General features: G+C 45.7%; 17 protein-coding genes and 2 tRNA genes. 5 read left to right on the top strand and 14 right to left on the bottom strand.

Annotated features, from left to right (window positions below; all coding sequences use genetic code 11):
• Positions 1-19: 19 nt before the first annotated feature.
• Together ICN20_RS09335 and ICN20_RS09330 are read left to right on the top strand one after the other, a co-directional pair.
• The gene (locus tag ICN20_RS09335) at positions 20-208 is read left to right on the top strand and encodes a superinfection immunity protein (RefSeq protein WP_216239815.1); all 189 of its coding nucleotides are present in this window, start codon (positions 20-22) and stop codon (positions 206-208) included.
• Between the two features lie 194 nt (positions 209-402).
• Positions 403-2,988, top strand: coding sequence for a bifunctional aconitate hydratase 2/2-methylisocitrate dehydratase (locus ICN20_RS09330; protein ID WP_216239814.1), 2,586 nt, complete (start codon positions 403-405; stop codon positions 2,986-2,988).
• Positions 2,989-3,078: 90 nt separating this feature from the next.
• Here ICN20_RS09330 and ICN20_RS09325 read toward each other — a convergent pair whose 3' ends face one another.
• From ICN20_RS09325 to ICN20_RS09315, 3 genes are read right to left on the bottom strand one after another with little or no spacing between them, the layout of a single operon-like run.
• Positions 3,079-3,852 (bottom strand): spermidine synthase, encoded by a 774-nt coding sequence (locus ICN20_RS09325; protein WP_255534702.1) that lies wholly within the window; start codon positions 3,850-3,852, stop codon positions 3,079-3,081.
• Between the two features lies 1 nt (position 3,853).
• Positions 3,854-7,891, bottom strand: coding sequence for a phosphoribosylformylglycinamidine synthase (gene purL, locus ICN20_RS09320; RefSeq protein WP_216239812.1), 4,038 nt, complete (start codon positions 7,889-7,891; stop codon positions 3,854-3,856).
• Between the two features lie 21 nt (positions 7,892-7,912).
• Positions 7,913-8,587, bottom strand: coding sequence for an ABC transporter ATP-binding protein (locus tag ICN20_RS09315; RefSeq protein WP_216239809.1), 675 nt, complete (start codon positions 8,585-8,587; stop codon positions 7,913-7,915).
• A gap of 2 nt (positions 8,588-8,589) precedes the next feature.
• Here ICN20_RS09315 and ICN20_RS09310 point away from each other — a divergent pair, with 2 nt between their 5' ends.
• Positions 8,590-9,261, top strand: a complete 672-nt coding sequence (locus tag ICN20_RS09310; protein WP_255534701.1) for an arylesterase — start codon at positions 8,590-8,592, stop codon at positions 9,259-9,261.
• A gap of 9 nt (positions 9,262-9,270) precedes the next feature.
• Here ICN20_RS09310 and ICN20_RS09305 read toward each other — a convergent pair whose 3' ends face one another.
• The 9 genes from ICN20_RS09305 to ispD form a co-directional block, all read right to left on the bottom strand.
• Positions 9,271-10,734: a peptidylprolyl isomerase gene (locus ICN20_RS09305; protein ID WP_216239807.1), complete on the bottom strand. Its 1,464-nt coding sequence runs from the start codon at positions 10,732-10,734 to the stop codon at positions 9,271-9,273.
• 103 nt (positions 10,735-10,837) lie between these two features.
• A tRNA-Val gene (locus tag ICN20_RS09300) sits at positions 10,838-10,913 on the bottom strand.
• Positions 10,914-11,019: 106 nt separating this feature from the next.
• The gene (gene lon, locus ICN20_RS09295) at positions 11,020-13,452 is read right to left on the bottom strand and encodes an endopeptidase La (RefSeq protein ID WP_216239805.1); all 2,433 of its coding nucleotides are present in this window, start codon (positions 13,450-13,452) and stop codon (positions 11,020-11,022) included.
• Positions 13,453-13,641: 189 nt separating this feature from the next.
• Entirely contained in the window at positions 13,642-15,003 is a 1,362-nt protein-coding gene (gene clpX, locus ICN20_RS09290; protein WP_216239803.1) for an ATP-dependent Clp protease ATP-binding subunit ClpX, read from the bottom strand.
• A gap of 28 nt (positions 15,004-15,031) precedes the next feature.
• The gene (gene clpP / locus ICN20_RS09285) at positions 15,032-15,661 is read right to left on the bottom strand and encodes an ATP-dependent Clp endopeptidase proteolytic subunit ClpP (RefSeq protein WP_068322825.1); all 630 of its coding nucleotides are present in this window, start codon (positions 15,659-15,661) and stop codon (positions 15,032-15,034) included.
• Between the two features lie 42 nt (positions 15,662-15,703).
• The gene (gene tig, locus ICN20_RS09280) at positions 15,704-17,041 is read right to left on the bottom strand and encodes a trigger factor (protein ID WP_216239802.1); all 1,338 of its coding nucleotides are present in this window, start codon (positions 17,039-17,041) and stop codon (positions 15,704-15,706) included.
• A gap of 57 nt (positions 17,042-17,098) precedes the next feature.
• Positions 17,099-17,185: transfer RNA gene (locus ICN20_RS09275), tRNA-Leu, on the bottom strand.
• 78 nt (positions 17,186-17,263) lie between these two features.
• On the bottom strand, positions 17,264-17,767 hold the full coding sequence (ispF, locus tag ICN20_RS09270) for a 2-C-methyl-D-erythritol 2,4-cyclodiphosphate synthase (protein ID WP_216152799.1): 504 nt from the start codon (positions 17,765-17,767) through the stop codon (positions 17,264-17,266).
• A 13-nt stretch (positions 17,768-17,780) separates the two neighbouring features.
• Positions 17,781-18,530, bottom strand: a complete 750-nt coding sequence (ispD, locus tag ICN20_RS09265; protein ID WP_216239800.1) for a 2-C-methyl-D-erythritol 4-phosphate cytidylyltransferase — start codon at positions 18,528-18,530, stop codon at positions 17,781-17,783.
• Between the two features lie 23 nt (positions 18,531-18,553).
• Here ispD and mfd point away from each other — a divergent pair, with 23 nt between their 5' ends.
• Positions 18,554-22,096, top strand: a complete 3,543-nt coding sequence (mfd, locus tag ICN20_RS09260; protein WP_216239791.1) for a transcription-repair coupling factor — start codon at positions 18,554-18,556, stop codon at positions 22,094-22,096.
• A 21-nt stretch (positions 22,097-22,117) separates the two neighbouring features.
• Complete coding sequence (gene serB / locus ICN20_RS09255; protein ID WP_216239789.1) at positions 22,118-23,008, top strand: phosphoserine phosphatase SerB; 891 nt, start codon at positions 22,118-22,120, stop codon at positions 23,006-23,008.
• 48 nt (positions 23,009-23,056) lie between these two features.
• Here the strand turns inward: serB and ICN20_RS09250 are convergent, their stop codons facing one another.
• Positions 23,057-24,241 (bottom strand): acetyl-CoA C-acyltransferase family protein, encoded by a 1,185-nt coding sequence (locus ICN20_RS09250; protein ID WP_216239787.1) that lies wholly within the window; start codon positions 24,239-24,241, stop codon positions 23,057-23,059.
• Positions 24,242-24,344: 103 nt separating this feature from the next.
• Positions 24,345-25,703 carry a 30S ribosomal protein S12 methylthiotransferase RimO gene (gene rimO / locus ICN20_RS09245; RefSeq protein WP_216239785.1) on the bottom strand — a complete coding sequence of 453 codons (1,359 nt, stop codon included), beginning with the start codon at positions 25,701-25,703 and terminating at the stop codon, positions 24,345-24,347.

Here is a 25,703-nt window from a genome sequence, read left to right as displayed (position 1 = left end):
TTGACCTAATTCAGACCATATGCGCCTAGTATTTGCCATTCTTCTTACGCTTCTTTCCCTCTTCTATTTCCTGCCATTTGCGATTGCTTTTAACAAGAAAAGGGTTAATTCTGGGGCCATTTTTGCCCTAAATCTCTTTTTAGGCTGGTCTCTTATAGGTTGGGTTGTGGCCCTTGTTTGGGCAATGAAGGATGAACAGGCTCTGTAAGGCTGTCTGGCTCACCTTTTCTATATGAAATATTGCGTAAAAACCCTAATATTTTGCTGAATAGCCCATTTTTGAGTGAAATTAGGGCTTTAAACTCTTATATAAGACTTAAATAAGCAACTATAATTGGTCCAATCGGGAGAAAATTCCCTTTTGGCCTTTCTATTGACCACTTTTACCTCATAGGAAACACAATGTTAGAAGCCTATAACGCCCAAGTTGCCGAACGTGCAGCCCTTGGAATTCCAGCTCTACCCCTGACCAAAGACCAAACTGCTGATTTGGTGAAATTGCTGAAAAATCCACCCGCTGGTGCTGAAGCCGAACTAGTTGAATTAATCACTAACCGCGTTCCCGCTGGCGTTGATGAAGCAGCAAAAGTAAAAGCTGAATTTTTAGATGCCATTGCCAAAGGCACAGAAAAATCTCCATTAATTTCCCGTGTACGTGCCACTGAACTTTTGGGCACGATGCTGGGTGGTTACAACATTAAGCCTTTAGTTGAATTGCTTTCCGACACAGAATGTGGCGCAGCAGCAGCTGAAGCTCTCAAGAAAACACTCTTGATGTTTGATTACTTTAATGACGTGCAAGAGCTTGCAGAAAAAGGTAATGCAAACGCTAAAGCGGTTATGCAAAGCTGGGCCAATGCTGAGTGGTTTACTAGCCGTCCTGCAGTGCCAGAAAGCATGAAGCTCACAGTTTTCAAGGTTACTGGTGAAACCAATACTGATGATCTCTCCCCAGCTCCAGACGCATGGAGTCGCCCGGATATTCCACTGCATGCAACGATCATGTTAAAGAATCCACGTCCAGGTATTGAGCCTGATGAGACTGGCGTTCGTGGCCCAATGAAACAAATTGCCGCCCTCCAGAAAAAAGGCAATCAAATTGCTTACGTTGGTGACGTAGTTGGTACAGGCTCTTCACGTAAATCTGCTACGAACTCCGTTCTTTGGTGGACAGGTCAAGATATTCCTTTTGTACCTAACAAGCGTTTTGGTGGTGTGTGCTTAGGCACTAATATTGCCCCAATCTTCTTCAACACAATGGAAGATTCAGGTGCACTACCAATCGAATTAGATGTTTCTCAAATGAATATGGGTGATGAGATTGAGCTTCGCCCATACGAAGGCAAAGTATTTAAAAATGGTGCTGAGATTACGAGCTTCTCATTAAAGTCGCCTGTGATTTTGGACGAGGTACGTGCGGGTGGTCGCATTCCTTTGATCATTGGACGTGGATTAACCGCTAAAGCGCGTGCTGCCCTTGGATTACCTGCTTCTACTGAGTTCCGTTTACCAGTAAATCCAGTCGATAGTAAAAAAGGCTTTAGCTTGGCACAGAAAATGGTTGGTCGCGCATGCGGCTTAGCAGAAGGCCAAGGTGTTCGCCCTGGAACTTACTGTGAGCCACATATGACTACAGTTGGGTCACAAGACACTACTGGACCTATGACTCGTGATGAACTGAAAGACTTAGCTTGCCTAGGCTTCTCTTCTGATCTCGTAATGCAGTCTTTCTGCCACACATCTGCTTATCCAAAACCTGTAGACATTCGCACTCAACATGAGTTGCCGCCATTTATGACTAATCGTGGTGGAGTTGCACTGCGTCCAGGTGATGGCGTTATCCACAGCTGGCTGAACCGCCTGCTACTTCCAGATACCTGTGGAACTGGTGGAGACAGTCATACACGCTTCCCAATCGGCATCTCCTTCCCTGCAGGTTCCGGCTTAGTTGCTTTCGCAGCAGCTACTGGTGTGATGCCATTGGATATGCCGGAGTCTGTATTGGTGCGCTTTAAGGGCAAGATGCAACCTGGCATCACTTTACGTGATCTAGTCAATGCAATTCCTTTATATGCAATCAAAAAAGGATTGTTGACTGTTGAGAAACAGGGCAAGAAAAATATTTTCTCTGGCCGCATTCTAGAAATCGAAGGTCTACCTGATCTAAAGGTTGAGCAAGCATTTGAATTATCAGATGCTTCTGCTGAGCGCTCTGCTGGTGGCTGTACCGTTCACCTAAATAAAGAGCCAATTATTGAATACATGACGTCAAACATCACTTTGATGAAGTGGATGATTGCCAATGGTTATGACGATAAGCGCACTCTTGGCCGCCGTATTAAAGCCATGGAAGCTTGGATTGCTAATCCACAACTTCTAAAAGCGGATGCGAATGCTGACTATGCAGAGATCATCGAAATCAACATCGATGAAATCAAAGAACCAATCCTTGCATGCCCCAACGATCCAGATGACGTCAAAATATTGTCCGAAGTAGCTGGCGATAAGATTGATGAAGTGTTTATTGGTTCATGCATGACCAATATCGGCCACTTCCGTGCGGCTGGTCAGGTATTGCAAGGCAAAAAAGATATGCCAACCCGTTTATGGGTAGCGCCTCCGACCAAGATGGACGCCATGGTTTTGATGGAAGAAGGCTACTACGGCATGTTGGGCGCTGCTGGTGCCCGTATGGAAAGCCCGGGCTGCTCACTATGTATGGGCAACCAAGCTCAGATCCGCAAGGGTTCAACTGCTGTTTCAACCTCTACGCGGAACTTCCCTAACCGTCTTGGTATTGATACTCGCGTTTATTTGGCTTCCGCTGAATTGGCTTCTGTAGCAGCCCTTCTAGGTCGACTGCCTACGCCTGCTGAGTATTTAGAGCAAGTAAAGGCGCTCGATGCTAAAGCTGGTGACGTTTATAAATACATGAGTTTTGATAAGCTCAAGTCATTTAGTGATGTTGCAGACACCGTAACGGTTTAATTGACCATTAACCCCAGCCCTTTTCAGGACTGGGAAATTAAAAAGGCGATCAATTGATCGCCTTTTTCTTTATCTAACCTTCAACTTAACTTAGATTGAAAGCTTGCTCTCTTGCCTAGCATTCTCCCGACTGATGCCTGATGCCCACTTGTTGGTTGGCAGGCCGGTCTTCTCAAGAATAAGCTTCGCACGCTTTGTTACATCACTCCATTCGGCCTCGAGCTTGGGGCCCTTAAATGCAATCGCCACAACATTGCAATCGTGAGATTCCGGGAATAAGAGCACTCTATTGTCAAAAGCCTCGCAGATATTCTTAAGATTTATATCAAAACTTTTATGTCTTGAAAAAAGATTGACCGTCATCACTCCTGGGCCCTTGAGGATACTGTGGCACCCTTTGTAGAAATCCAAGGAGCTTACAGAGGGGCCGTCACAGATTGCATCATACAAATCCACCTGCACTGCATCAAACCGACCCATATTTTTTTTGTCTTGAACAAAAAGTTTGGCATCAGCTTGTAAGGTCTCAAGCCTGCGATCATCATTGGGCGTAAAAAACATCGATCTTGCAGAAACAATTACCGCGGGATTGAACTCTACAACCGTGGTTTTAACCGCTGGACAATAGCGGTGCTGAAATTTGGTTAGTGCACCAGTTCCTAACCCTAGCTGCGCAATACGCATACCAGGCTTTGTCTCGAGAAAAAGTAACCAAGCCATCATTTGCTGGTTGTACTCAAGATAAATCTCATCGGGGTCGCGTAAGCGCATTGCCCCCTGAATAGATTCAGTTCCAAAATGCAAGTAGCGCACACCACCACTTTCTGAAAAAGTGACTGGCTCCATTAGGTGTTCAGATGACAACTTAGTTCGCCCAACGACGCGCGTTTCGGAAGAGTCTTAACCATGGGCTAGCACCATCCGGAGTTTCCAACCATTCTGGTGGACACCAGCTCATCTGTGCAGCCCTGAATACCCGTTCTGGATGGGGCATCATGACCATAAAGCGACCATCTGTCGTTGTAACGCCAGTCAAACCGTCAGGTGATCCATTTGGATTCATGGGATAAGTTTCGGTGGGGTTACCTTGGTGATCGACAAATCGGAACGAAGCTAAGCCCTGCTTTTGAATCTGCTCTAAATTACCTTGTTGACTAAAGTTGGCAAATCCTTCGCCGTGGGCAATGGCAATCGGAATCTGACTCCCTTCCATGCCTTGTGTGAATATGGATGGTGAAGCCATTACCTCGGCCATTACCAAGCGAGCTTCGTATTGCTCTGATTGATTACGTGTAAATTTAGGCCAAGCTTCCGCACCCGGAATAATCCCAGAAAGATTGCTCATCATTTGGCAACCATTGCAGACACCTAATGCAAAGCTATCTTGACGATTAAAAAATGTTGAGAACTGGTCACGCAATTGTTGGTTAAACAAGATTGTCTTAGCCCAACCTTCTCCAGCACCCAAAACGTCACCGTAACTAAATCCACCACAGGCAATTAAACCCCTAAAGTCTTCAAGCTTAGCTTTACCGCTAAGTAAATCAGACATATGAACGTCATAACTGTCAAAGCCTGCCCAATTTACAGAATAGGCCATTTCAACATGTGAGTTAACGCCCTGCTCTCGCAAAATAGCCACTTTGGGTCTTATATTTTTTGAAATGAAAGGGGCAGCAATATCATCAGAAGCATCAAAGGTGAGCTTGGGGCTCATACCTGCATCAGAGATGTTATCCAGGAGTCCGAACTCGCTATCGGCACAAGCTGGATTATCGCGTAGACGAGCAATCTGATAACTTGTATTGGTCCATATCTTCTGCAGTACTTCGCGTGGCTCAGCAAAGATATTTTTTGCATCACGCCATATTTCAATACGACCATTTGTATTGGGTTTGCCAATCACATGGCTATAAGCACTTAATCCTAGCTTTCTTAATACGGCAAATACAGCGTCACGATCTTCTTTGCGAACTTGGACAACAGCTCCAAGCTCTTCATTGAAGAGTGCGCGCATAGTTTGCTCATGGCGACGGCCGGAGATTTGTTGTGCCCAATTTTTCGCATCGCCGTAATCTGGTTCCTGACCGGCATCCATAGCGATCATATCGACATTCAGGGAAATGCCGCAATGAGAAGCAAAGGCCATTTCAGCTACACAGGCCAACAAGCCACCATCTGAACGATCATGGTATGCCAATAATTTATTTGCATTACGCAACTCAATAATTGCAGCAGCTAAAGATTTAAGATCTTCAGGGTGATCGACATCCGGCGCTTCTTTGCCAGATTGGTCAAGCACTTGAGCCAAAATACTGCCAGCCATGCGGTTCTTACCACGACCTAAGTCAATCAAGATTAGCTCAGTCTCTTGTGTGGATCCATTCTTATCTTTTAGCTGAAGCAGAGGTGTCAGCGTTTTTCGAGCATCTTGAATTGCTGCAAAAGCTGAAATAATTAAAGAAACTGGCGCAACCACTTTCTTCGATTCAGAGCCATCTTGCCAAGAAGTAGACATCGATAATGAATCTTTTCCAACCGGAATTGAGATGCCTAGTGCTGGGCATAGTTCCATGCCGATAGCTTTTACAGAGTCATACAATTTTGCATCTTCACCGGGGGCTCCACAGGCTGCCATCCAGTTTGCAGAAAGTTTTACGCTTTCCAGGCTCAAAATATCTGCAGCCAAAAGATTGGTAATGGCTTCACCAACAGCCATTCGTGCAGCCGCAGGCGCATCTATTACGGCTAATGGGGTTCTTTCGCCCATAGACATCGCTTCACCGCAATAACCCTTGTAATCCATCATGGTGACAGCACAGTCTGCTACAGGCACCTGCCATGGGCCAACAAACTGATCCCGAGCATTAAGCCCCCCAACAGTTCTATCACCAATCGTAATTAGGAATGATTTGCTTGCCACGGTTGGCTGCTGTAATACCCAAGCAACGGATTGCGCAAGATCAGCATCGGTAACATCTAGCTCTTTAAACTCTTGAGCCACTCTGGTGACATTACGGTGCATCTTCGGAGGTTTGCCTAACAATACTTCCATAGGCATATTGATTGGTAATGCTGCATCAGCATTAGGAGCTTGCTTGGAATCGCTTAATTGCAATTGACGTTCTGCAGTAGCTTCACCCACTACAGCATAAGGGCAACGTTCACGCTCGCAGAAGGATTTAAAGAGATCCAAATCTTTTTTATCGATTGCCAATACATAGCGCTCTTGAGATTCATTGCACCAAATTTCTGCAGGACTCATACCACTTTCTTCAAGCGGTACGCTACGTAATTTAAAAGCAGCACCTAAACCTGCCCCATCAGCTAGCTCCGGGAATGCGTTTGATAAACCACCTGCTCCGACATCATGAATAGAGACGATTGGGTTGTTTTCACCTAAGGCGCGACAGGCATTAATCACTTCTTGTGCGCGTCTTTCCATTTCTGGATTGCCGCGTTGAACAGAGTCAAAATCAAGGTCGGCGGTATTTGTACCGGTAGCAACGGAGCTACCAGTGGCACCACCCATTCCAATACGCATTCCAGGGCCGCCAAGTTGAATCAATAGATGCCCATCTTGAATGGCTTTTTTCTCAGTGTGGATCGCATCAATACTCCCGATACCACCAGCAATCATGATCGGCTTGTGATAACCACGGCGCGTACCATCCAAGGTTTGCTCAAAGACCCGGAAATATCCACCCAAGATCGGACGGCCAAATTCATTATTAAATGCAGCTCCTCCCAGCGGACCATCAATCATGATCTGCAACGGAGTAGCTATGCGATCAGGCTTACCGTATCTCTCACTCTCCCAAGGAAGATCAGTGCCCGGAATATTGAGATTGGACACAGAGAAACCAGTAAGACCTGCCTTAGGGCGTCCACCTATACCAGTTGCACCCTCATCACGAATCTCGCCACCAGCGCCCGTAGATGCGCCAGGAAACGGAGCAATCGCAGTTGGGTGATTATGGGTTTCCACCTTCATCAAGGTGTGAACTAAGCGAGTATCTTTTTCATAGCGATGATTACTGCCCTGGGGTACCCAAGTTTCTGCTTCCCAGCCAACCATCACGGCTGAATTATCAGAGTAAGCAACAATCGTGCCAGCCGGCTGCAATTGGTGAGTATTGCGAATCATGGCGAACAAAGAACGTTCTTGGTCGTCGCCATCAATGGTCCAGCTTGAATTAAAAATCTTGTGGCGGCAATGTTCGCTATTAGCCTGGGCAAACATAATCAGTTCAACATCGGATGGATTGCGCTGCAGGCGTGTAAAGTTTTCTGCAAGATAAGCCACTTCATCATCAGACAAAGCCAGTCCTAATTCTTGATTAGCCTTGTCTAGCGCAGCTCTGCCCTCTGTCATTACCGGAATGCGCGCCAATGGTCTGTCATCTAATGTTTGATACAGAGCATTTGCAGCATCGATTGATTCAATTACGGCCTCAGTCATTCGATCATGCACCGCTGCGATAACCAGTTGCTTTTGCTCGGTAGTGAGCACCTTTTTACTCTTCCAAGCAAATTGAACGCCGCGCTCAAGTCGCAAAATATCTAAACCGCATTGACGGGCAATATCTGTTGCCTTACTTGCCCATGGAGAAACCGTTCCCAGTCGGGGAATAACAATAGCGCCCTGACCTTCTGATTTATCTTTTCCAAACCAAGATTTACCTGGGTTGATTTTGGAGCTAAAAGCTTGCCCATAAGTTAATAGGCTAGCCAATATTTCTTGGTTTTGAGAGCTAAGCTCTTTTTCGGACCAAATGAAATGAAGGTATTGAGCCTCAATAGACTCGAGATCAACCCCTTGGGCTGCCAAAGTAGCTAAAAGTCGCTGTTGGCGGAAGGGGGAAAGCGCATCTGCGCCAGGCAAAAAGTGGAAAAAAGACATCCCTAGATTATAAGGTTTTGCCTACAGCAATCTACCGCCTTGCAGATGTAACTGCCTCTGACATCGATCAGCCAAGGCTTGGTCATGGGTCACCAAAACCAGGGTCGAATGATTAGCCCGATTTAGCTCAAAAAGGAGCTCAATAACGCGATTTCCGCTTACCTCATCTAGGCTGCCAGTAGGCTCATCCGCAAATAGCACGGCTGGTTTCATGATGAAAGCCCTGGCCAGCGCCACTCGTTGTTGCTCCCCACCAGATAGGGTTTTGGGGAAATGATTGGCCCGTGCGCTCAGGCCCACTTGATCAAGGCAAGTTAGGGCGTTTTCTTTGGCCAACTTTAGACCATTTAGCTCGGCTGGAAGCATGATATTTTCAAGCGCTGTTAGATGGGGAAGCAATTGAAAGGATTGAAAAACAAACCCTACTTTTTGACCTCTTAACTTGGCACGGCCATCCTCATCAAGCTGGTTCAGATTTTGGCCTGCTAATTCAACATGCCCACTAGACGGAGTATCCAATCCTGCCAAGAGTCCTAGCAAGGTGCTTTTCCCTGATCCAGATGCACCAGTTATGGCAACACTTTCGCCTTCGCAGACATCAAAGCTAATGTCGTGCAAAATGGTTAAAGATCCATCACTGGATAAAACTTGTTTACCTAGGTTAATCGCACTAAGAAGCTTTGCTGGAATACTCATAAATGAATCAAATGATTTGGTTGAACTTCTTGAGTAAAAAAATGTCGGCCATATTTATGGCATTCACCCTATTTTGCCTGTTTATTCCTATTGCCACACAGGCTCAGACAAACAACACCATTTTGGTGATGGGTGATAGTCTGTCGGCAGAGTATGGCTTAACACGTGGGACCGGCTGGGTAAGGCTTTTGGAGGATCAGCTACGTAAAGAAGCTAGTCCTTGGGTCATTTTTAATGCCAGCATTAGCGGTGAAACAAGTTCAGGCGGACTATCTAGATTGCCAAAATTGTTAGATCAAAAGAGGCCGGGCATTGTTCTTTTGGAGCTTGGCGCAAATGATGCATTGCGCGGACTATCTATTCAAGAGTCAGAGAATAATTTACGTAAGATGATTCAGTTGAGTAAAAAATCTGGGGCAAAAGTACTCTTGTTTGGTATGCAGATACCACCAAACTATGGGCAGGATTACACCAAACAATTTCAGGATTTATTTCCAAAGCTTGCTCGTCAGGAGCAGATTCAGCTACTACCATTCTTTCTTGAGGGCATAGCCTCTGACCCAAAACTGTTTCAAGCGGATCGTATGCATCCTAATGAAAAGGCGCAAATGATTCTCTATAAAAACGTATGGGGCGCTATGGCCCCATATCAAATGCTGCTGAAGAATAACTAGGTATCTAAGTTAACTACCTGCACCAGTAGATGGTGGCTTCAGGGGATTAATCACTTTAACGCCTGCTACATCACGCCAATAAGCCATAAAACCAGCAAATTCGGACTGAGCAGCTAAGGCTTGAATCTGTTGAGCTTGAGCTTTATGCACCTTTGCATCAACACCACTAGGTTGGCGTACTTGATCAACCCGATACAAGATCGCACCAACACCAGGGTTTTGCACAGAAACAAGTGCAGGTAACTTATCGGGGTTAATAGACATCACATCATCCAGTGCCGGGCCTACTAAATTTCCAGGCTTATTGCGAGAAACCCAAATTGGACTAGCAAATCCAGATGCGCTTTTTGGATCCTTCCCTAATGCAGCATAACGATCGGCAGCAGCGCTTACAGCAAGCTTTTCGGCCATCCGCTGACTCACTTGACGTTTAACTTCTGCTGCTACATCTTTATATGGCAAAGTTTGCGCTGGGTGGAAAGTGATAACACGTGCTGAAACAAAAACACCAGGGGATGTTTGCACTGCTTCAATATTACGTTTGTTCTTAACAGCTTCATCACCAAATAAAGACTGGACCACCTTAGGATTAGCTAATGGATGATCTTTTGTAACGCCTGTTGCGCCAGAGCGAGTAACACCCTTCTGGGTTTGGACATTGAGCTTTAATTTATCTGCAGCCGGCTTCAGACTGTCTGACTGGTCATATGTCATATTGGCAAATTGATCGGCTTTTTCACCAAATACCTTAGCGTCATCCTTTGGATCGGCTTTGAGAACGATGTACTCAACGTCAACGTACTCAGGACTTTCGAAGAGTTTGGCATTAGCGTTATAAAAGGCTTGAAGCTCTTCTTGTGATGGGTTTACCTTAGCTAAGTAATCTTTCGCATCAAATGATAGCGCCTGAACCTGACGCTCAGTTTCATAAAGGGTTGATACGATTTCGGATAATTTTGGACTGCCAATTTCGGTACGAGCAACAGAGTTAACAAGCTGACCTATCTTTAAATCAAATGCCTGACTTGCATAAAACTGCTCTTCATTCAGTCCATTGCTAGCTAACAACTGTTTAAATCGTGCGTCATCAAAACTGCCATCTTGTTTATACAGAGCACGAATTTGCGGAATATTTTGCAAGCTTTTAATCAGAGCTTCTTTGCCAACCTGCAATCGGAGATTGCTTACAGCAAATCCTAGGATGCGTTGTTGTAATAACTCATTCAGGATGGCCTGTCTAAATTGAAGACTTTGCGCAATCTGAGCATTTCCACCAACACGCTCTGCTTGACGTTTCGCAGCAGAGTCAACTTCTTGAGCGGTAATAGGTTTCCCATTAATTTTGACGAGATCAGTCTCTTTATCTAAAAAGCTGGAATAGCTTGAGATTCCAAAAAATGCAAAAGACGGAACAATCAACAGCATTAGTGCAAGCTGCAAAATTCGTTGGTGCTTACGGACGGTATCAAACATGTAAAAGGTCGCTAGTAAAAAATGGCAATACCAGGAGTTTACTAGGGCTGAAGCGAAAAGGTATTGAAATGCCTGAGTAGGCTTAGGAAGGTGAGTAATAGTTTGGTGGGCGCTGAGAGGCTCGAACTCCCGACATTCTGCGTGTAAGGCAGACGCTCTACCAACTGAGCTAAGCGCCCCAAATTATTACAGGTGAGATTGTAACCTAAGCATGGATATCAGGTGGATTTTCCGCTAAACCGAGCTCAATAGACGAGGCTCATTTAGCGGAAAATCACCCTATTTTCAGTGCTTAAGAACGTCTGCTGCTGCGCCCTTTTCGTTTGCCTTGCTGGCTTCTGCGGCCTTTTTAGCAAGCTCTTCAGGGGTTGGATCAGGCAATGCTTCCGGCATGCGCTCTAATGCCAATTCAAGAACTTTATCAATCCAGCGAACCGGGATGATCTCAATAGCATTTTTGACGTTATCTGGAATATCGATCAAATCCTTGACGTTCTCTTCCGGAATCAAGGCCAACTTAATGCCGCCGCGATGGGCCGCTAAAAGCTTTTCTTTTAATCCCCCGATTGGAAGAACTTCCCCACGCAAAGTAATTTCACCAGTCATAGCAACATCTGAGCGAATTGGTATGCCTGTGAAAACAGATACCAGGGCTGTTGTGATTGCAATGCCAGCTGATGGGCCATCTTTAGGGGTTGCACCATCAGGGAAGTGAATATGAATATCCTTCTTCTCAAAAGCTTCATCGGTAATTCCAAGTCGCTTGGATCTTGAGCGAACAACAGTGCGCGCAGCCTCTACCGACTCCTTCATCACATCACCAATAGAGCCTGTGCGAGTTATCACACCCTTACCTGGCATCACTGCCGCTTCAATAGTAAGCAGATCTCCGCCTACCTCTGTCCACGCTAAACCAGTTACTTGGCCAACTTGGTTTTCCTTACCAGCCAAACCAAAATCGTACATGCGCACTGAAAGGAATTTCTCCAAGTTATCTGCATTTACAACTACAGGGGCAGCCTCTTTCTTCAAGAGCAAAAGCTTGACTACCTTACGGCAGATCTTGCTAATTTCACGCTCTAAAGAACGGACACCAGCCTCACGCGTGTAATAACGAATCATATTTCGCACAGCACTGTCTTCAATCTTGAGCTCGTCTTTTTTCAGACCATTATTTTTGATTTGTTTTGGAATCAAATAATTCACAGCAATACTGGTCTTTTCATCTTCTGTGTAACCAGCCAAGCGAATAATCTCAAGACGATCTAGTAGTGGGCCAGGAATATTCAAGGAATTCGAGGTGGCCACAAACATCACATCTGAAAGATCGAAGTCCACTTCAACATAGTGATCTTGGAAAGTATGGTTTTGTTCTGGATCTAAAACTTCCAACAAGGCACTAGCTGGATCTCCACGGAAATCCATACCCATCTTGTCTACTTCGTCCAAGAGGAATAAAGGATTGCGGACACCCACTTTAGTGAGGCTGCTCAAAATCTTTCCAGGCATAGAACCGATATAGGTACGACGGTGACCGCGAATCTCAGACTCATCTCGCACACCACCTAAGGCCATGCGCACAAACTTTCTGTTCGTAGCGCGGGCAATGGATTGACCTAAAGAGGTCTTACCAACACCGGGAGGGCCAACTAAACAAAGGATTGGAGCTTTTACACGATCAACACGTTGTTGAACAGCGAGGTACTCCAAGATGCGTTCTTTGACTTTGTCTAAGCCATAGTGATCCTCATCCAATACTTTTTCTGCGTTGGTAAGGTCGTTGTTAATCTTGGTTTTCTTCTTCCAAGGAAGATTCACCAATGTATCTATAAAGTTTCGGATAACCGTAGCCTCTGCAGACATAGGCGACATCAATTTCAGTTTCTTGAGCTCAGATTCGGCTTTCTTTAAAGCCTCTTTAGGCATGCGTGCAGCTTTGATGCGCTTCTCTAGCTCTTCTAGATCCGCACCCTCTTCGCCCTCACCCAATTCTTTCTGAATTGCTTTTACCTGTTCGTTCAGATAGTACTCACGTTGACTCTTTTCCATTTGACGCTTAACACGTCCACGAATACGCTTCTCCACTTGCAGAATATCGATCTCACTTTCGAGGTCGGCAAGCAAACTCTCCAAGCGCTGAACCACGTCCATCATTTCGAGTAAACGTTGTTTCTGTTCAAGCTTCACAGGCAAGTGTGCGCAAATAGTATCGGCTAAGCGGCTTGGGTCATCAATACCACCCAGGGAAGACAAGATTTCCTGCGGAACTTTTTTATTGAGCTTTACGTATTGATCAAACTGGGCCATGATCGCGCGACGTAAGGCTTCAGTTTCATGTGCATCAATTGCATTGATAGCTGTCGGTGTTGCTTCACAATTGAAGTAACCAAGACTATCTTCAATTTGACTGACTTCTGCGCGCTGCACACCTTCAACAAGCACTTTGACAGTACCATCTGGCAATTTGAGCATCTGCAAGATATTGGCGATACATCCGACCTCATAGAGGTCCTCTATGACAGGCTCATCCTTAGCGGCTGTTTTTTGGGCCACCAAAAGGACGTTCTTGCCAGTTTCCATAGCAGCCTCTAGGGCTTTAATCGATTTTGGGCGACCCACGAACAACGGGATCACCATATGAGGAAATACAACTACGTCCCGCAATGGGAGCAAAGGTAGTTGAATGGGTTCAGAGGGTAGTAATAAGTGGCCAGGCATGGGGCAAATCCTCCAAAGTAATCAAACCTCAAAAATCCTTTTTAGTGGCAATCAAATCTTTAGCCACTAAATACAGACATTATTCATGAGTAGCATACTACCTATATGGGTAGGCATTAGAGAAAAACAAGGGGTATAAAGACAAAAAAGGGGCAAAAAAGCCCCTAAAACAGCAAAAACCTTAGGAATTTAGGCTTTTTTGCTCAAATCAGCCTGTTCGGCGTCTTGCTTGTAGACCAAAAGTGGTTTTCCACCCTCAGCAATGCTGGTCTCGTCGATAACGACTTTTTGGACATTCTGAAGCGATGGCAAGTCATACATCACGTCCATCAGCGAACCTTCAAGAATAGATCTGAGTCCGCGAGCACCGGTTTTACGGGCAATCGCTTTTTTAGCTATGGCTGAAAGTGCTTCACGGCGGACTTCGAGCTCAGAGCCCTCCATCTTTAGCAGTGCTTGATACTGTTTAACTAGAGCATTTTTTGGCTCTGTCAGAATCTGTATTAAAGCCTCTTCATCCAGTTGGGCCAAAGTAGCCACAACTGGCAAGCGGCCTATCAACTCCGGAATCAAACCAAACTTGATTAAGTCCTCTGGCTCTACTTCAATTAATAGGTCACTTACACCGCGATCATCTTTACCAGGAACGGTTGCATTAAAACCAATGCCTGTTTTAGCAGTGCGCTGTTGAATGACTTTTTCTAGGCCATCAAATGCTCCACCACAGATAAATAAAATATTAGTTGTATCCACTTGCAAGAAATCTTGATTGGGATGCTTGCGACCGCCTTGTGGAGGCACAGAAGCCATCGTACCTTCAACCAGCTTTAGCAATGCTTGCTGAACGCCCTCACCCGATACATCACGAGTAATGGATGGGTTATCAGACTTACGTGAAATCTTATCGATTTCATCAATATAAACGATACCGCGTTGCGCTTTTTCTACGTTGTAGTCGCATGCTTGCAATAACTTTTGAATAATATTTTCAACATCCTCACCGACGTAACCAGCTTCAGTGAGAGTAGTTGCGTCAGCCATTACAAATGGCACATCCAACATACGAGCCAATGTTTGAGCCAGCAAAGTTTTACCCGAACCCGTAGGTCCGATTAATAGAATATTGCTCTTTGCAAGCTCTACGCCATCAACCATAGCCTTGGCCGGAAGCTTAGATTCTTTCTTATCCGCCGCCTCAACTGGCTTGCCCTCTTTATCTAACTTCTCTTTTTTAGGCTTAGGCAGATACTGCAAGCGCTTGTAATGGTTATAAACAGCAACTGCTAGAGTTTTCTTAGCGTGATCCTGACCAATCACATATTGGTCAAGGTTCTCACGAATTTGATGGGGTGTTGGCAAGGAGTCATCGCCCTCTTCCTTAGGAAGCTTAGCAATTTCTTCTTGAATAATGTCAGTACAGAGATCAATACACTCATCACAAATAAATACAGATGGTCCAGCAATGAGTTTTTTAACTTCATGCTGGCTCTTGCCACAAAAGGAGCAATGCAGAACTTTATCTGTTGAATTAGAAGTATTGGTATCGCTCAAAATATGCTCAATATATGTCTATGACGATTTAAGGACGCTTCTCAATAACCTTGTCGATTAAGCCATAATCGCGCGCCTGATCTGCAGACATGAAATTGTCGCGATCGGTATCTTTAGCAATGGTTTCAATTGATTGACCAGTACGATCAGCCAAAATTTTGTTGAGGCGTTCACGCAAGTACAGAATCTCGCGAGCTTGTATCTCAATATCAGATGCTTGACCGCGAGCACCACCCAATGGTTGATGAATCATCACCCGTGAGTTTGGCAAGGCATAACGCTTACCTTTCTCGCCTGCACATAATAAAAATGCACCCATGCTTGCCGCCATACCCATACACAATGTGCTGACATGTGGTTTGATAAATTGCATGGTGTCGTAAATAGCTAGGCCAGCTGAAACAGAACCGCCTGGTGAGTTGATATACAGAGAAATTTCTTTATCTGGATTCTCGCTCTCAAGAAATAGCAATTGTGCAATAACCAAGTTAGCAGTTTGATCATTTACTTCGCCAACCAAGAACACAACGCGCTCACGCAACAATCTTGAGTAGATATCGTAAGCGCGCTCACCTCTACCAGAGGTTTCAATCACCATTGGTACTAAGCCCAAGCCTTTTGGTTCTAAATTTTCAGACTGAGAATGGTTGTGGATCATTTTGAAACCTTTTATGGGTAAATGGATGACTTAGTTATTAACTTAGTTTAGCTTGCTGAGCTCTTCGAAGGTAACCGCCTTATCGCTCACCTTAGCCTGTGACGTGAAATACTTAATCACATTGTCTTCAAGTACAACATTTTCGATGTCTTTCAAGCGGCTTGGGTTGCTGTAGAACCAGCGCACTACTTCTTTTGGATCTTCGTAAGTAGCAGCCTGCTCATCGATTTCAGCTTTGATTTGATCGGCAGTAGCAGCCAAATTCTGCTTCTTTACTAACTCGCTCAAGATTAGACCAAGGCGTACGCGCTTAGTAGCTTGTTCTACAAAAATTTCAGCAGGAATTGGCGCATCTTTAGCGTTTGGAACACCGCGCTGCATCAAATCTTGACGAGCAGTTTCAACCAAACGCTCTTGCTCTGAAGCAACCAGTGATTTAGGAACATCCAGTTCACATAAATCATTGAGCTTATCCATCACTTCATTTTTCATCAATGATGTGATGCGACGCTTCACTTCGCGATCTAAATTCTCTTTCACTTCAGCGCGCATTTTGGCAACGCCACCTTCAGCTACACCCAAAGATAAAGCAAATGCATCATCTACTACTGGCAAATGCGCCCAATTTACAGACTTCACTGTGATAGTGAACTCAGCTGTTTTGCCTGCAACATCTTTACCGTGGTAATCCGCTGGGAAGCTTAATGGGAATGATTTGCTCTCACCTGCTTTGAGACCTAAAGTGGCCGCCTCGAACTCAGGAAGCATACGACCTTCACCCAATACATATTCAAAGTTTTCTGCCTTGCCACCAGCAAATTCAACGCCATCAATCTTGCCAACAAAATCAATAACCACTTGATCGCCGTTTTGCGCTGCAGTATTAGAGCCGCCATCGCCATGGGCGCCAGCCTCACCACGTGGGTGGTAATGAACCTGCTGCTTACGCAACACATCTAAGGCGCGATCAATTTCTGCTTCGCCGATATCAGTTGCGTACTTAGTTACTTCAGCTTTGCTAAAGTCGCCAATCTTTACTTCTGGCAATACTTCAAAGAAAGCATCAAATACGATTTTGTCTGCATCAATTTCACTCTTTGGCTCAAGACGCGGTTGTCCAGCCAATGCAACACCTTCTTTTTGAGCTTGCTCATAAAAGAGTTCGGCAGCCTTATCAAATTGGAGTTCAAAGTCCACTTGCATGCCATGTTGTTTTTCAACGAGGTTCTTTGGTACCTTGCCTGGGCGGAAGCCAGCCATTTTCATGGTCTTACCAACTTTAGCCAAACGGGCTTCACGCGCTTTTGCCAAATCGGCACGAGCGAATTCCAAAGTCATTTTGCGGTCTAGTGAACCTAAATTTTCTATCTGCACAGCCATTCTCGTCTCTTAATTGAAGATCTGGAAATGTGAAGTCCAAGCCAAGTAGCAATCTTGTGGTGCGAGGAGGGGGACTCGAACCCCCACACCATTTCTGGCGTCAGGACCTAAACCTGGTGCGTCTACCAATTTCGCCATCCTCGCGAATTTCCGCAAACTGCCAAGCCTAGACTTCACTCTAAAGACCGTAATTCTACAATGCCTAGGGTTTTAGAGAATCTTTTAGGCCTTGTAGAGCAAAGCTACCGCATGGACGGCAATGCCCTCGCCTCTACCTAAATGACCCAAGGATTCATTGGTCTTAGCCTTGAGATTGACGTGGCTGGGGGTTACAGCCAAATCAGCGGCAATATTGCGGACCATTTCCGGCAAAAAATCCGCCAATTTAGGCTTCTGACAAATAATGGTGGCATCCACATTGCCGATCTGAAAACCTGCCGCCTGGACCTTCTGTAGGGCAGCTCTGAGCAAAATTCGACTATCCATACCCTTAAATTGGGGGTCTGTATCCGGAAATAACTGCCCAATATCATTCAATCCAGCAGCGCCAAGCAAGGCATCGGTTAAGGCATGCAGGAGAGCATCAGCATCTGAATGCCCTAAAAGGCCTTTATCAAAAGGCACATGAACACCGCCCAAAATAAGTTTTCTATCGGCGACTAAAGCGTGAACATCGTAGCCCTGGCCAATACGAAACTGTGGAATATGAGGATTGCTTTGAGTCATTTTGGATCTCTGATTAATTAACGCTTGAAGTTAAAAGCAACTGCATTAATTCCCAATCTGCAGGATGGGTCACCTTGAAATTGCGCGCAGCCCCTTCAATCAATAAAGGCTTAGCACCGGTCAACTCTATGGCACTAGCCTCATCCGTCACATCCGCCTCAAGACGAATTGCATTTTCAAGCGCATCATGCAATTGCTTTAATCCAAACATTTGCGGTGTTTGTGCTTGCCAGAGATGTTCGCGTGGAATGGTTCTCTCTGAGTGCGGAATATTTCCGGCAACAACTGAGTCTAGATCCGCCTGCTTTAGGGTGTCAGCTAAAGGCACAGCCAATATCCCACCAACATGAGATTCTTTTACTGCATCGATTAACTTATTAATTAATGTGGGCGTGATTCCTGGCCGAGCTGCATCATGAACCAATATCCAATCATCCTCAGGAATGCCGGACTGCATCATTGCAGCTAAGGTATTTCGGACCGTCTCCTGTCGGGTTGGGCCGCCAGTTGGTACAACATGGATATCTGCACCGATATTAGCGATGCTTCGTAAAATTGGGTTTTCAATAAAACTAGGGCTCACGCCTATCCAAATAGATTGAATCTGGGCAGACGCCTTAAAGGCTTCAAGCGCATAAGAAACCATGGGCATTCCAGCTAGTTGCTGAAACTGCTTAGGCAAGTCCCCGCCAAGGCGTGAACCTGTGCCAGCCGTTGGCAAAAGCGTGTGACATTTTCTATTCGAATGTTTTCCAGAACCCATGCCTGATTCTATAATGAGCGAAGATGTCTGACGCATTAAATCTAGTACCCCCCATACCCGCACCCCGGGCTGGGCAGCGCTTTACCTTTTCAGGGCTAATCGGCTCAGCAGATGCCGCTTTAATCGCCCAAACCGCCTTACGCTACCGCAATCAGTTTTCGGTCATGGTCATTTTCTGCGCTCAAGCCCAGGAAGCCCAGCGATTACTAGAAGAAATTCCCGCTTTTGCCCCGCAACTCAAAACAAGATTACTCCCTGATTGGGAGATTCTCCCTTATGACCATTTTTCACCTCATCAGGATTTAGTCTCGGAGCGACTTGCGACACTTTATGAGTTACTCAATGGCAGTTGCGACATTGTTTTAGTGCCAGTTACTACTGCCTTGCAAAGATTAGGGCCTCCAAACTTTTTATCCGGGCATACCTTTTTCTTTAGACAAGGTGACAAGCTGAACGAGGCTGCATTAAAGCTGCAGCTCCAACAAGCAGGCTATGACCCTGTGAGTGCCGTGATGCGCCCAGGTGAATACAGTATTCGTGGTGGCCTGTTTGATTTATTTCCTATGGGATCCAGCCTGCCTTACCGCCTTGATTTGTTTGGCGATGAAATTGAACAAATTCGGGCATTTGATCCTGATACCCAGCGCAGCCTCTACCCTGTAAAGGAAGTGCGTCTACTCCCGGGACATGAGTTTCCTTTTGATGATGCATCGCGCACTGCCTTTAGGGGTCGATGGCGAGAGGTCTTTGAGGGAGATCCCACTCGATGCTCAATTTATAAAGACGCTAATTTAGGAATACCTAGTGCAGGTATTGAATCCTACCTACCCCTCTTTTTTGAAGAGCAATCCAATCTCTTTGATTACTTTCCTCGCTCAGGTGACCCTGTTTGGCTAGTATCTATTGGCGATGTAGAAGAAACCATCAAAGGCTTCTGGAAAGACACGCTCTCTCGTTATGAATTTCTCAAGCACGATCTTGATCGACCCATTCTTCCGCCAAAAGAACTATTCCTAGACGTTGATGAATTTTTTACTACCTCTAAATCATATGCGCGACTAACCCTTGAAAAAGATGCCGCAGAGAAGAGTCAGTTTCATGCAGTTCCCGATATTGCAGTTCATCGTCGAGATGCCGACCCAATCAGCCTCCTTCGCAAAGTAGTCGCTTCTGAAAAGATTCGCATATTAGTTTGCAGTGATAGCGCCGGACGTAAAGAATCGATTCGTCAACTCTTTGATGAGAGTAATTCGGTTGCTGGGCAGGATGGCAAACCACTCTACCCCCTCAAACCAGAAGGCTTTGAAAGTATTGCGGAGTTTATAAAGAGCGATTCTTTATTTGGCTTAGTAACCGCCCCGCTCTTCAATGGATTTTCATGGACAGCAGAAAATCTGCTCGTCATCACGGAAGCTGAGCTGTTCACCACAACAGCAAGGCAGAGGCGCAAAGGTAAAGCCAATGAAAGTGCTGATCCTGACATGTTGTTTAAGGATCTTTCTGAACTTAAGATCGGTGACCCTGTAGTACATGCAGAACATGGTATTGGACGATACCAAGGCTTGGTGCTACTAAATCTAGCCCCTCCAAAAGAGGCTCCTATTTTTGAAGAGTTTCTTCATCTGCAATATGCGGGTGAAGCAACCTTATATGTTCCTGTTCAACAGCTACAGATGGTCACCCGCTATGCAGGCTCTGACCCTGATTCAGCGCCATTGCATCAACTCGGCTCAGGTCAGTGGGATAAAGCGAAACGTAAAGCAGCCCAGCAAATTCGCGATACGGCTGCAGAACTATTGAGCCTGTATGCGGCTAGAGCTATTCGTAAGGGCCATGCTTTTGAATTTTCAGCTCATGACTATGCTGCTTTTGCCGAAAGCTTTGGCTTCGAAGAAACCCCAGATCAAGCCAACGCGATTGCAGCTGTCATTGGCGATATGACTAGCGGCACGCCGATGGATCGCCTGGTTTGTGGTGATGTTGGTTTTGGAAAAACAGAGGTGGCATTGCGCGCAAGTTTTGTTGCAGTAATGGGCGGTAAGCAAGTTGCTATTTTGGCTCCGACCACCCTGCTTGCAGAACAGCACGTAGCCACCTGGAAAGATCGCTTTGCAGATTGGCCAGTACGGATTGTTGAACTCTCGCGTTTCAAAACTACCAAAGAAATTAATATCGCGCTAGAGGCCATTGCCAAAGGCGATGCAGACATTATTATTGGTACGCATAAATTACTTTCCAAAGAAACTCAGTTTGCCAATCTTGGCCTGGTGATTGTTGATGAAGAGCATCGCTTTGGTGTTAGACAAAAAGATGCTCTGAAAGCATTGCGTGCAGAAGTCGATATCCTGACGCTAACAGCCACCCCTATCCCAAGAACACTAGGTATGGCCATGGAGGGCCTTCGGGAGCTATCGATCATTGCTACCGCACCACAGAAACGATTGGCCATTAAGACCTTTGTACGTCGAGAAGGTGATGGGGTTATTCGTGAAGCCGTCTTACGTGAGATTAAACGTGGCGGTCAGGTCTACTTTTTACACAACGAAGTAGAAACTATTCAAAATCGTAAACACGCTCTACAAGAACTCATTCCTGAGGCTCGAATTAGCGTTGCCCACGGGCAAATGCATGAGCGCGAGCTGGAATCTGTCATGCGTGAGTTTGTTACTCAACGCACTAATATTTTGCTCTGCACCACCATTATTGAAACTGGTATTGACGTACCAACAGCTAACACCATCATCATGCATCGCGCCGATAAATTTGGTTTAGCCCAACTACATCAATTGCGTGGTCGAGTTGGTCGTTCACATCATCAGGCGTATGCCTATTTAATGGTTCCCGATCCTGAGGCGCTCAGCAAGCAAGCGCAGCTGCGTCTTAATGCCATTCAAGCCATGGAAGAGCTTGGTTCCGGCTTCTATTTGGCCATGCATGATTTAGAGATCCGTGGCGCTGGTGAAGTGCTAGGTGATAAACAATCTGGTGAAATCCATGAGATTGGTTTTCAACTTTATACCGAGATGCTCAATCGCGCAGTCAAATCGCTTCGTAGCGGCAAAGAGCCAGATTTACTTTCTCCACTCCAAGCAACCACTGACGTTAACCTGGGAGTACCCGCTTTATTTCCTGAGGATTATTGCCCTGATGTTCATGAGCGCTTATCTCTTTATAAACGCTTTGCTGGAACAAATGATTTCTCAGAGCTCATGGGATTACGCGAAGAGCTGGTAGATCGTTTTGGTGATCTACCTGATCAAGCCAAGTCTTTTTATGAGACTCATCGCCTGAGATTGGAAATGACTGGGTTTGGCATTAAGAAAATTGACGCAACTCCTGCTTCGATACAAATTCAATTTATCCCAAATCCGCCAATTGATCCCATGAAGATCATTCAGCTTATTCAGTCATCAAAATTTATCCAACTCAATGGTCAAGATAAGCTCAAAGTATTGCCCCAGAAAGACCGTGAATTCGAGAAACTAGAGCAACGTCTTGACGCTATCCGAAATATCTTGCGTCGACTCAATGATTCTGCAGTGCTAAGCACTGCAAAAGTAAGTTAATAATCCGATTATGATTAAGTCATGGCCAAACACCAAGTCCTTGTAGCAATATCTAGAGAACCGATCGTGGAGAAGCTAGTCTTTTCATTAAAAGATCATGCCCTGAAATTTGGCACCTCCTTGCATTCTGTCGGCGGGCAAACTAGCAATGGAAGTTATTATGCCGAGCGCTTTGAATCTAACTCTCACTTAGACATCAACCAACGTGAACAATTGCGAGTTATAGCCGCTAGCGCCAATGCAGACCTTTGCTTTCTAAAGCCCGATCTGTTGCCGCAAGATATTCGTGTATTGGCCATGGACATGGATTCCACACTCATTAATATCGAATGCATAGATGAGATCGCTGATTTCACAGGAAAGAAATCCGCCGTAGCAGAAATTACCGAAGCCACTATGCGCGGCGAGATTAAAGACTTTAAAGAGAGCTTAAGAAGACGTGTCGCCCTTCTTGAAGGCGTTCATGCCGACGCTTTGGAATCGGTTTATCGCGAACGCCTTCGCCTCAATCCTGGTGCAGCAGAGCTTTTAGCTGGGGCTAATGAGCGAGGGATTTATACGCTTCTTGTCTCTGGTGGATTTACTTTCTTTACCGAAAAACTACGTCATCAATTGGGCTTTAAGCAAACTCAAGCCAATACCTTAGAAATCATTGATGGGAAGCTCACTGGCCAAGTGCTGGGCGATATTGTCGATGGCGCAGCGAAAGCTGCTCACCTAGATGAGGCTTGTGCCCGCCTTGGATGCACTAAGGCCAATGCGATCACAATGGGTGATGGTGCAAACGACCTCATCATGATGAACGGCTCAGGCATTAGCGTTGCTTATCAAGCCAAACCCGTTGTCAAAGAAAAAGCCGACGCGGCTTTTGACCGAGTCGGCTTAGATGCTGCCTTACTACTGATCTCTTAAGTTTTTACCCAAGAGTTCGAGGTAATCATTACGCGTTTATATAAAGACTTATAGACGCTCAAAAATAGTCGCAATACCTTGGCCACCACCAATACACATCGTTACCAAAGCATATTTACCTTGAACGCGGTGTAATTCATGAATGGCTTTAGTTGCAATCGCCGCACCTGAACAACCAATTGGGTGTCCCAAGGCAATTGCACCACCATTCACGTTGGTTTTGGCTGGATCTAATCCCAAACCTTTAGTAACGGCTAACGCTTGCGCAGCAAAAGCCTCGTTAGATTCGATCACATCCATTTGATCTAATTTGAGGCCGGCACGCTCAAGAGCAATCTTGGTTGCAGGAATTGGACCTTCACCCATAATGTGGTTTGGCACACCAGCTACTGCATAAGACACCAAACGAGCGATCGGCTTATGGCCAGCTTTCTTGGCAGTTTCAGCATCAGCCAATACAAAGAACGCGGCGCCATCATTAATGCCAGAAGCATTACCAGCAGTCACAGATCCGCCCTCTTTTTTGAACACAGCCTTCATCTTGGCAAGTGTTTCCATAGTGGTTTCAGGCTTGACATGCTCATCGGTATCAAACACTACATCACCCTTGCGAGTTTTAATAGTGATTGGCACGATCTGAGATTTAAAACGGCCTTCTTTAATGGCGTGTGCTGCACGGCGATGAGATTCCACCGCTAGGGCATCTTGTTCATCGCGTGTTAGCTTCCATTTTTCAACGAGATTTTCAGCTGTAACACCCATGTGGCCAACACCAAACGGGTCAGTCAAAATACCAACCATCAAGTCAATCATTTTGGTATCGCCCATACGAGCACCACTGCGCATCGCTGGGGAACCATACATGCCGCGAGACATGACTTCCACGCCACCGCCGATACCGTAATCACAATCGCCCAACATAATTTGCTGCGCTGTTGTTACGATCGCTTGTAAGCCCGAGCTGCACAAACGATTTAATGCCATGGCCACTGATTCCATTGGCAAACCAGCTTGGATTGATGCCACACGTGCAACATAACCATAGCGACTATCTGTAGGAATAGTGTTGCCTACAGTAATGTAATTAATGAGCGCAGGATCTACACCTGAACGTGCAACCGCCTCTTTCATCACGATACCGCCGAGCTCAGATGGTTCAAAGCTACTGAGAGCGCCATTAAAGGTGCCAATTGCGGAACGAACTGCACTTAAGACAACGACATCACGACTCATATCAATCCCCTTTACTTAGCCCTAATATTGGGCTGACACTGCACTAAATAAGCACTAGATAAGTACTAAATGAATATTCCAACTATCAGTTTTATTCGATTCGTCAAGTTTCGGCTATTAGGTCATGCCCTTGGGAGCTAATGACAGTGGCCTTGATGATATCGCCGGCGCGATAGCGTTTAGAAGGCTTACTTGCGGGCAGAACCCTTACCAGACCATCAATTTCTGGGGCATCCCCAATGGTTCTGCCAATTCCACCAGAATCGTCTACTCGATCAATAATGACCTGAATTCGTTTGCCTATTTTTTTAGCAAGTCGATTAATGGAAATATCTTCCGCCTTAGCCATAAATCTGGCGCGGCGATCTTCTCGCAGCTCACTTGGCACTGGATTATCTAATTGATTGGCGGTAGCCCCCTCGACAGGCGAGTAGGCAAAGCAACCGGCCCTATCGATTTGAGCCTCATCCAGGAAGTTCAGGAGATACTCAAACTCTTCCTCAGTCTCTCCAGGGAAGCCTGCAATAAAGGTGCTGCGAATCACTAGATCAGGACAAGCTTCACGCCAAGCCAAGATGCGCTCTAAATTCTTTTCGCCACTAGCCGGTCGCTTCATCCGCTTTAGAACATCTGGATGAGCATGTTGCAGTGGAATATCCAAATACGGCAGGACACCATAGCCATGTTCTGAGAACTCAGCCATTAAGGGCAAGACATCATCCACATGCGGATAAGGATAGACATAGTGAAGTCTCACCCAGGCCTGGTGTTCACGCGCAATTTGATTTAAAGCATTTACCAAATCAAACATTTTGGTTTTGACTGGTTTGCCATCCCAAAAACCGGTGCGGTATTGAATATCAACCCCATAGGCACTCGTGTCCTGCGAAACTACTAGCAACTCTTTTACACCCGATTCAAATAAGCGCTTGGCCTCAAGCAGCACTTCACCAATCGGTCGCGAAACTAAATCACCACGCATATTGGGGATGATGCAAAAAGTACAGCGATGATTGCATCCCTCACTAATTTTGAGATAAGCGTAATGTTTTGGTGTGAGCTTCACTCCAGCTGGAGGAACTAAATCTATGAATGGATCATGCGGCTTAGGAAGATGCAAATGAATTGCTTGCATCACCTCGGCGGTGGCATGCGGACCTGTAACAGCAAGCACCTTAGGGTGGATGCTAGTAATGAGATCGCTGCCATCCGCATTTTTTCTGGCACCTAGGCAGCCAGTCACAATCACCTTGCCGTTTTCAGACAAGGCTTCACCAATAGCCGAGAGACTTTCCTCAACTGCTGAATCGATAAAACCACAAGTATTGACTACTACAAGATCAGCGCCAGAATAATCTTTGGCTGTCTCGTATCCCTCTGCACTCAGTTGCGTCAGGATTAGCTCAGAGTCTACAAGCGCCTTAGGGCAACCTAAGGATACAAATCCAATTTTTCCAGCCAC

The sequence above is a fragment of the Polynucleobacter sp. JS-Polo-80-F4 genome, assembly GCF_018881965.1.
Classification (GTDB): Bacteria; Pseudomonadota; Gammaproteobacteria; order Burkholderiales; family Burkholderiaceae; genus Polynucleobacter.
This window is presented reverse-complemented; position numbering and strand designations above follow the sequence as displayed.

Bases quoted from the DNA above. Each gene is read 5' to 3' on its own strand.
- mfd (WP_216239791.1), top strand. From the start codon at position 18,554: ATGTCTGACGCATTAAATCTAGTACCCCCCATACCCGCACCCCGGGCT.
- ICN20_RS09330 (WP_216239814.1), top strand. From the start codon at position 403: ATGTTAGAAGCCTATAACGCCCAAGTTGCCGAACGTGCAGCCCTTGGA.
- tig (WP_216239802.1), bottom strand. From the start codon at position 17,041: ATGGCTGTGCAGATAGAAAATTTAGGTTCACTAGACCGCAAAATGACT.
- serB (WP_216239789.1), top strand. From the start codon at position 22,118: ATGGCCAAACACCAAGTCCTTGTAGCAATATCTAGAGAACCGATCGTG.
- clpP (WP_068322825.1), bottom strand. From the start codon at position 15,661: ATGATCCACAACCATTCTCAGTCTGAAAATTTAGAACCAAAAGGCTTG.
- ICN20_RS09315 (WP_216239809.1), bottom strand. From the start codon at position 8,587: ATGAGTATTCCAGCAAAGCTTCTTAGTGCGATTAACCTAGGTAAACAA.
- purL (WP_216239812.1), bottom strand. From the start codon at position 7,891: ATGTCTTTTTTCCACTTTTTGCCTGGCGCAGATGCGCTTTCCCCCTTC.
- ICN20_RS09305 (WP_216239807.1), bottom strand. From the start codon at position 10,734: ATGTTTGATACCGTCCGTAAGCACCAACGAATTTTGCAGCTTGCACTA.
- ICN20_RS09310 (WP_255534701.1), top strand. From the start codon at position 8,590: ATGAATCAAATGATTTGGTTGAACTTCTTGAGTAAAAAAATGTCGGCC.
- ICN20_RS09335 (WP_216239815.1), top strand. From the start codon at position 20: ATGCGCCTAGTATTTGCCATTCTTCTTACGCTTCTTTCCCTCTTCTAT.
- lon (WP_216239805.1), bottom strand. From the start codon at position 13,452: ATGCCTGGCCACTTATTACTACCCTCTGAACCCATTCAACTACCTTTG.
- ICN20_RS09250 (WP_216239787.1), bottom strand. From the start codon at position 24,241: ATGAGTCGTGATGTCGTTGTCTTAAGTGCAGTTCGTTCCGCAATTGGC.
- ispF (WP_216152799.1), bottom strand. From the start codon at position 17,767: ATGACTCAAAGCAATCCTCATATTCCACAGTTTCGTATTGGCCAGGGC.
- ispD (WP_216239800.1), bottom strand. From the start codon at position 18,530: ATGGGTTCTGGAAAACATTCGAATAGAAAATGTCACACGCTTTTGCCA.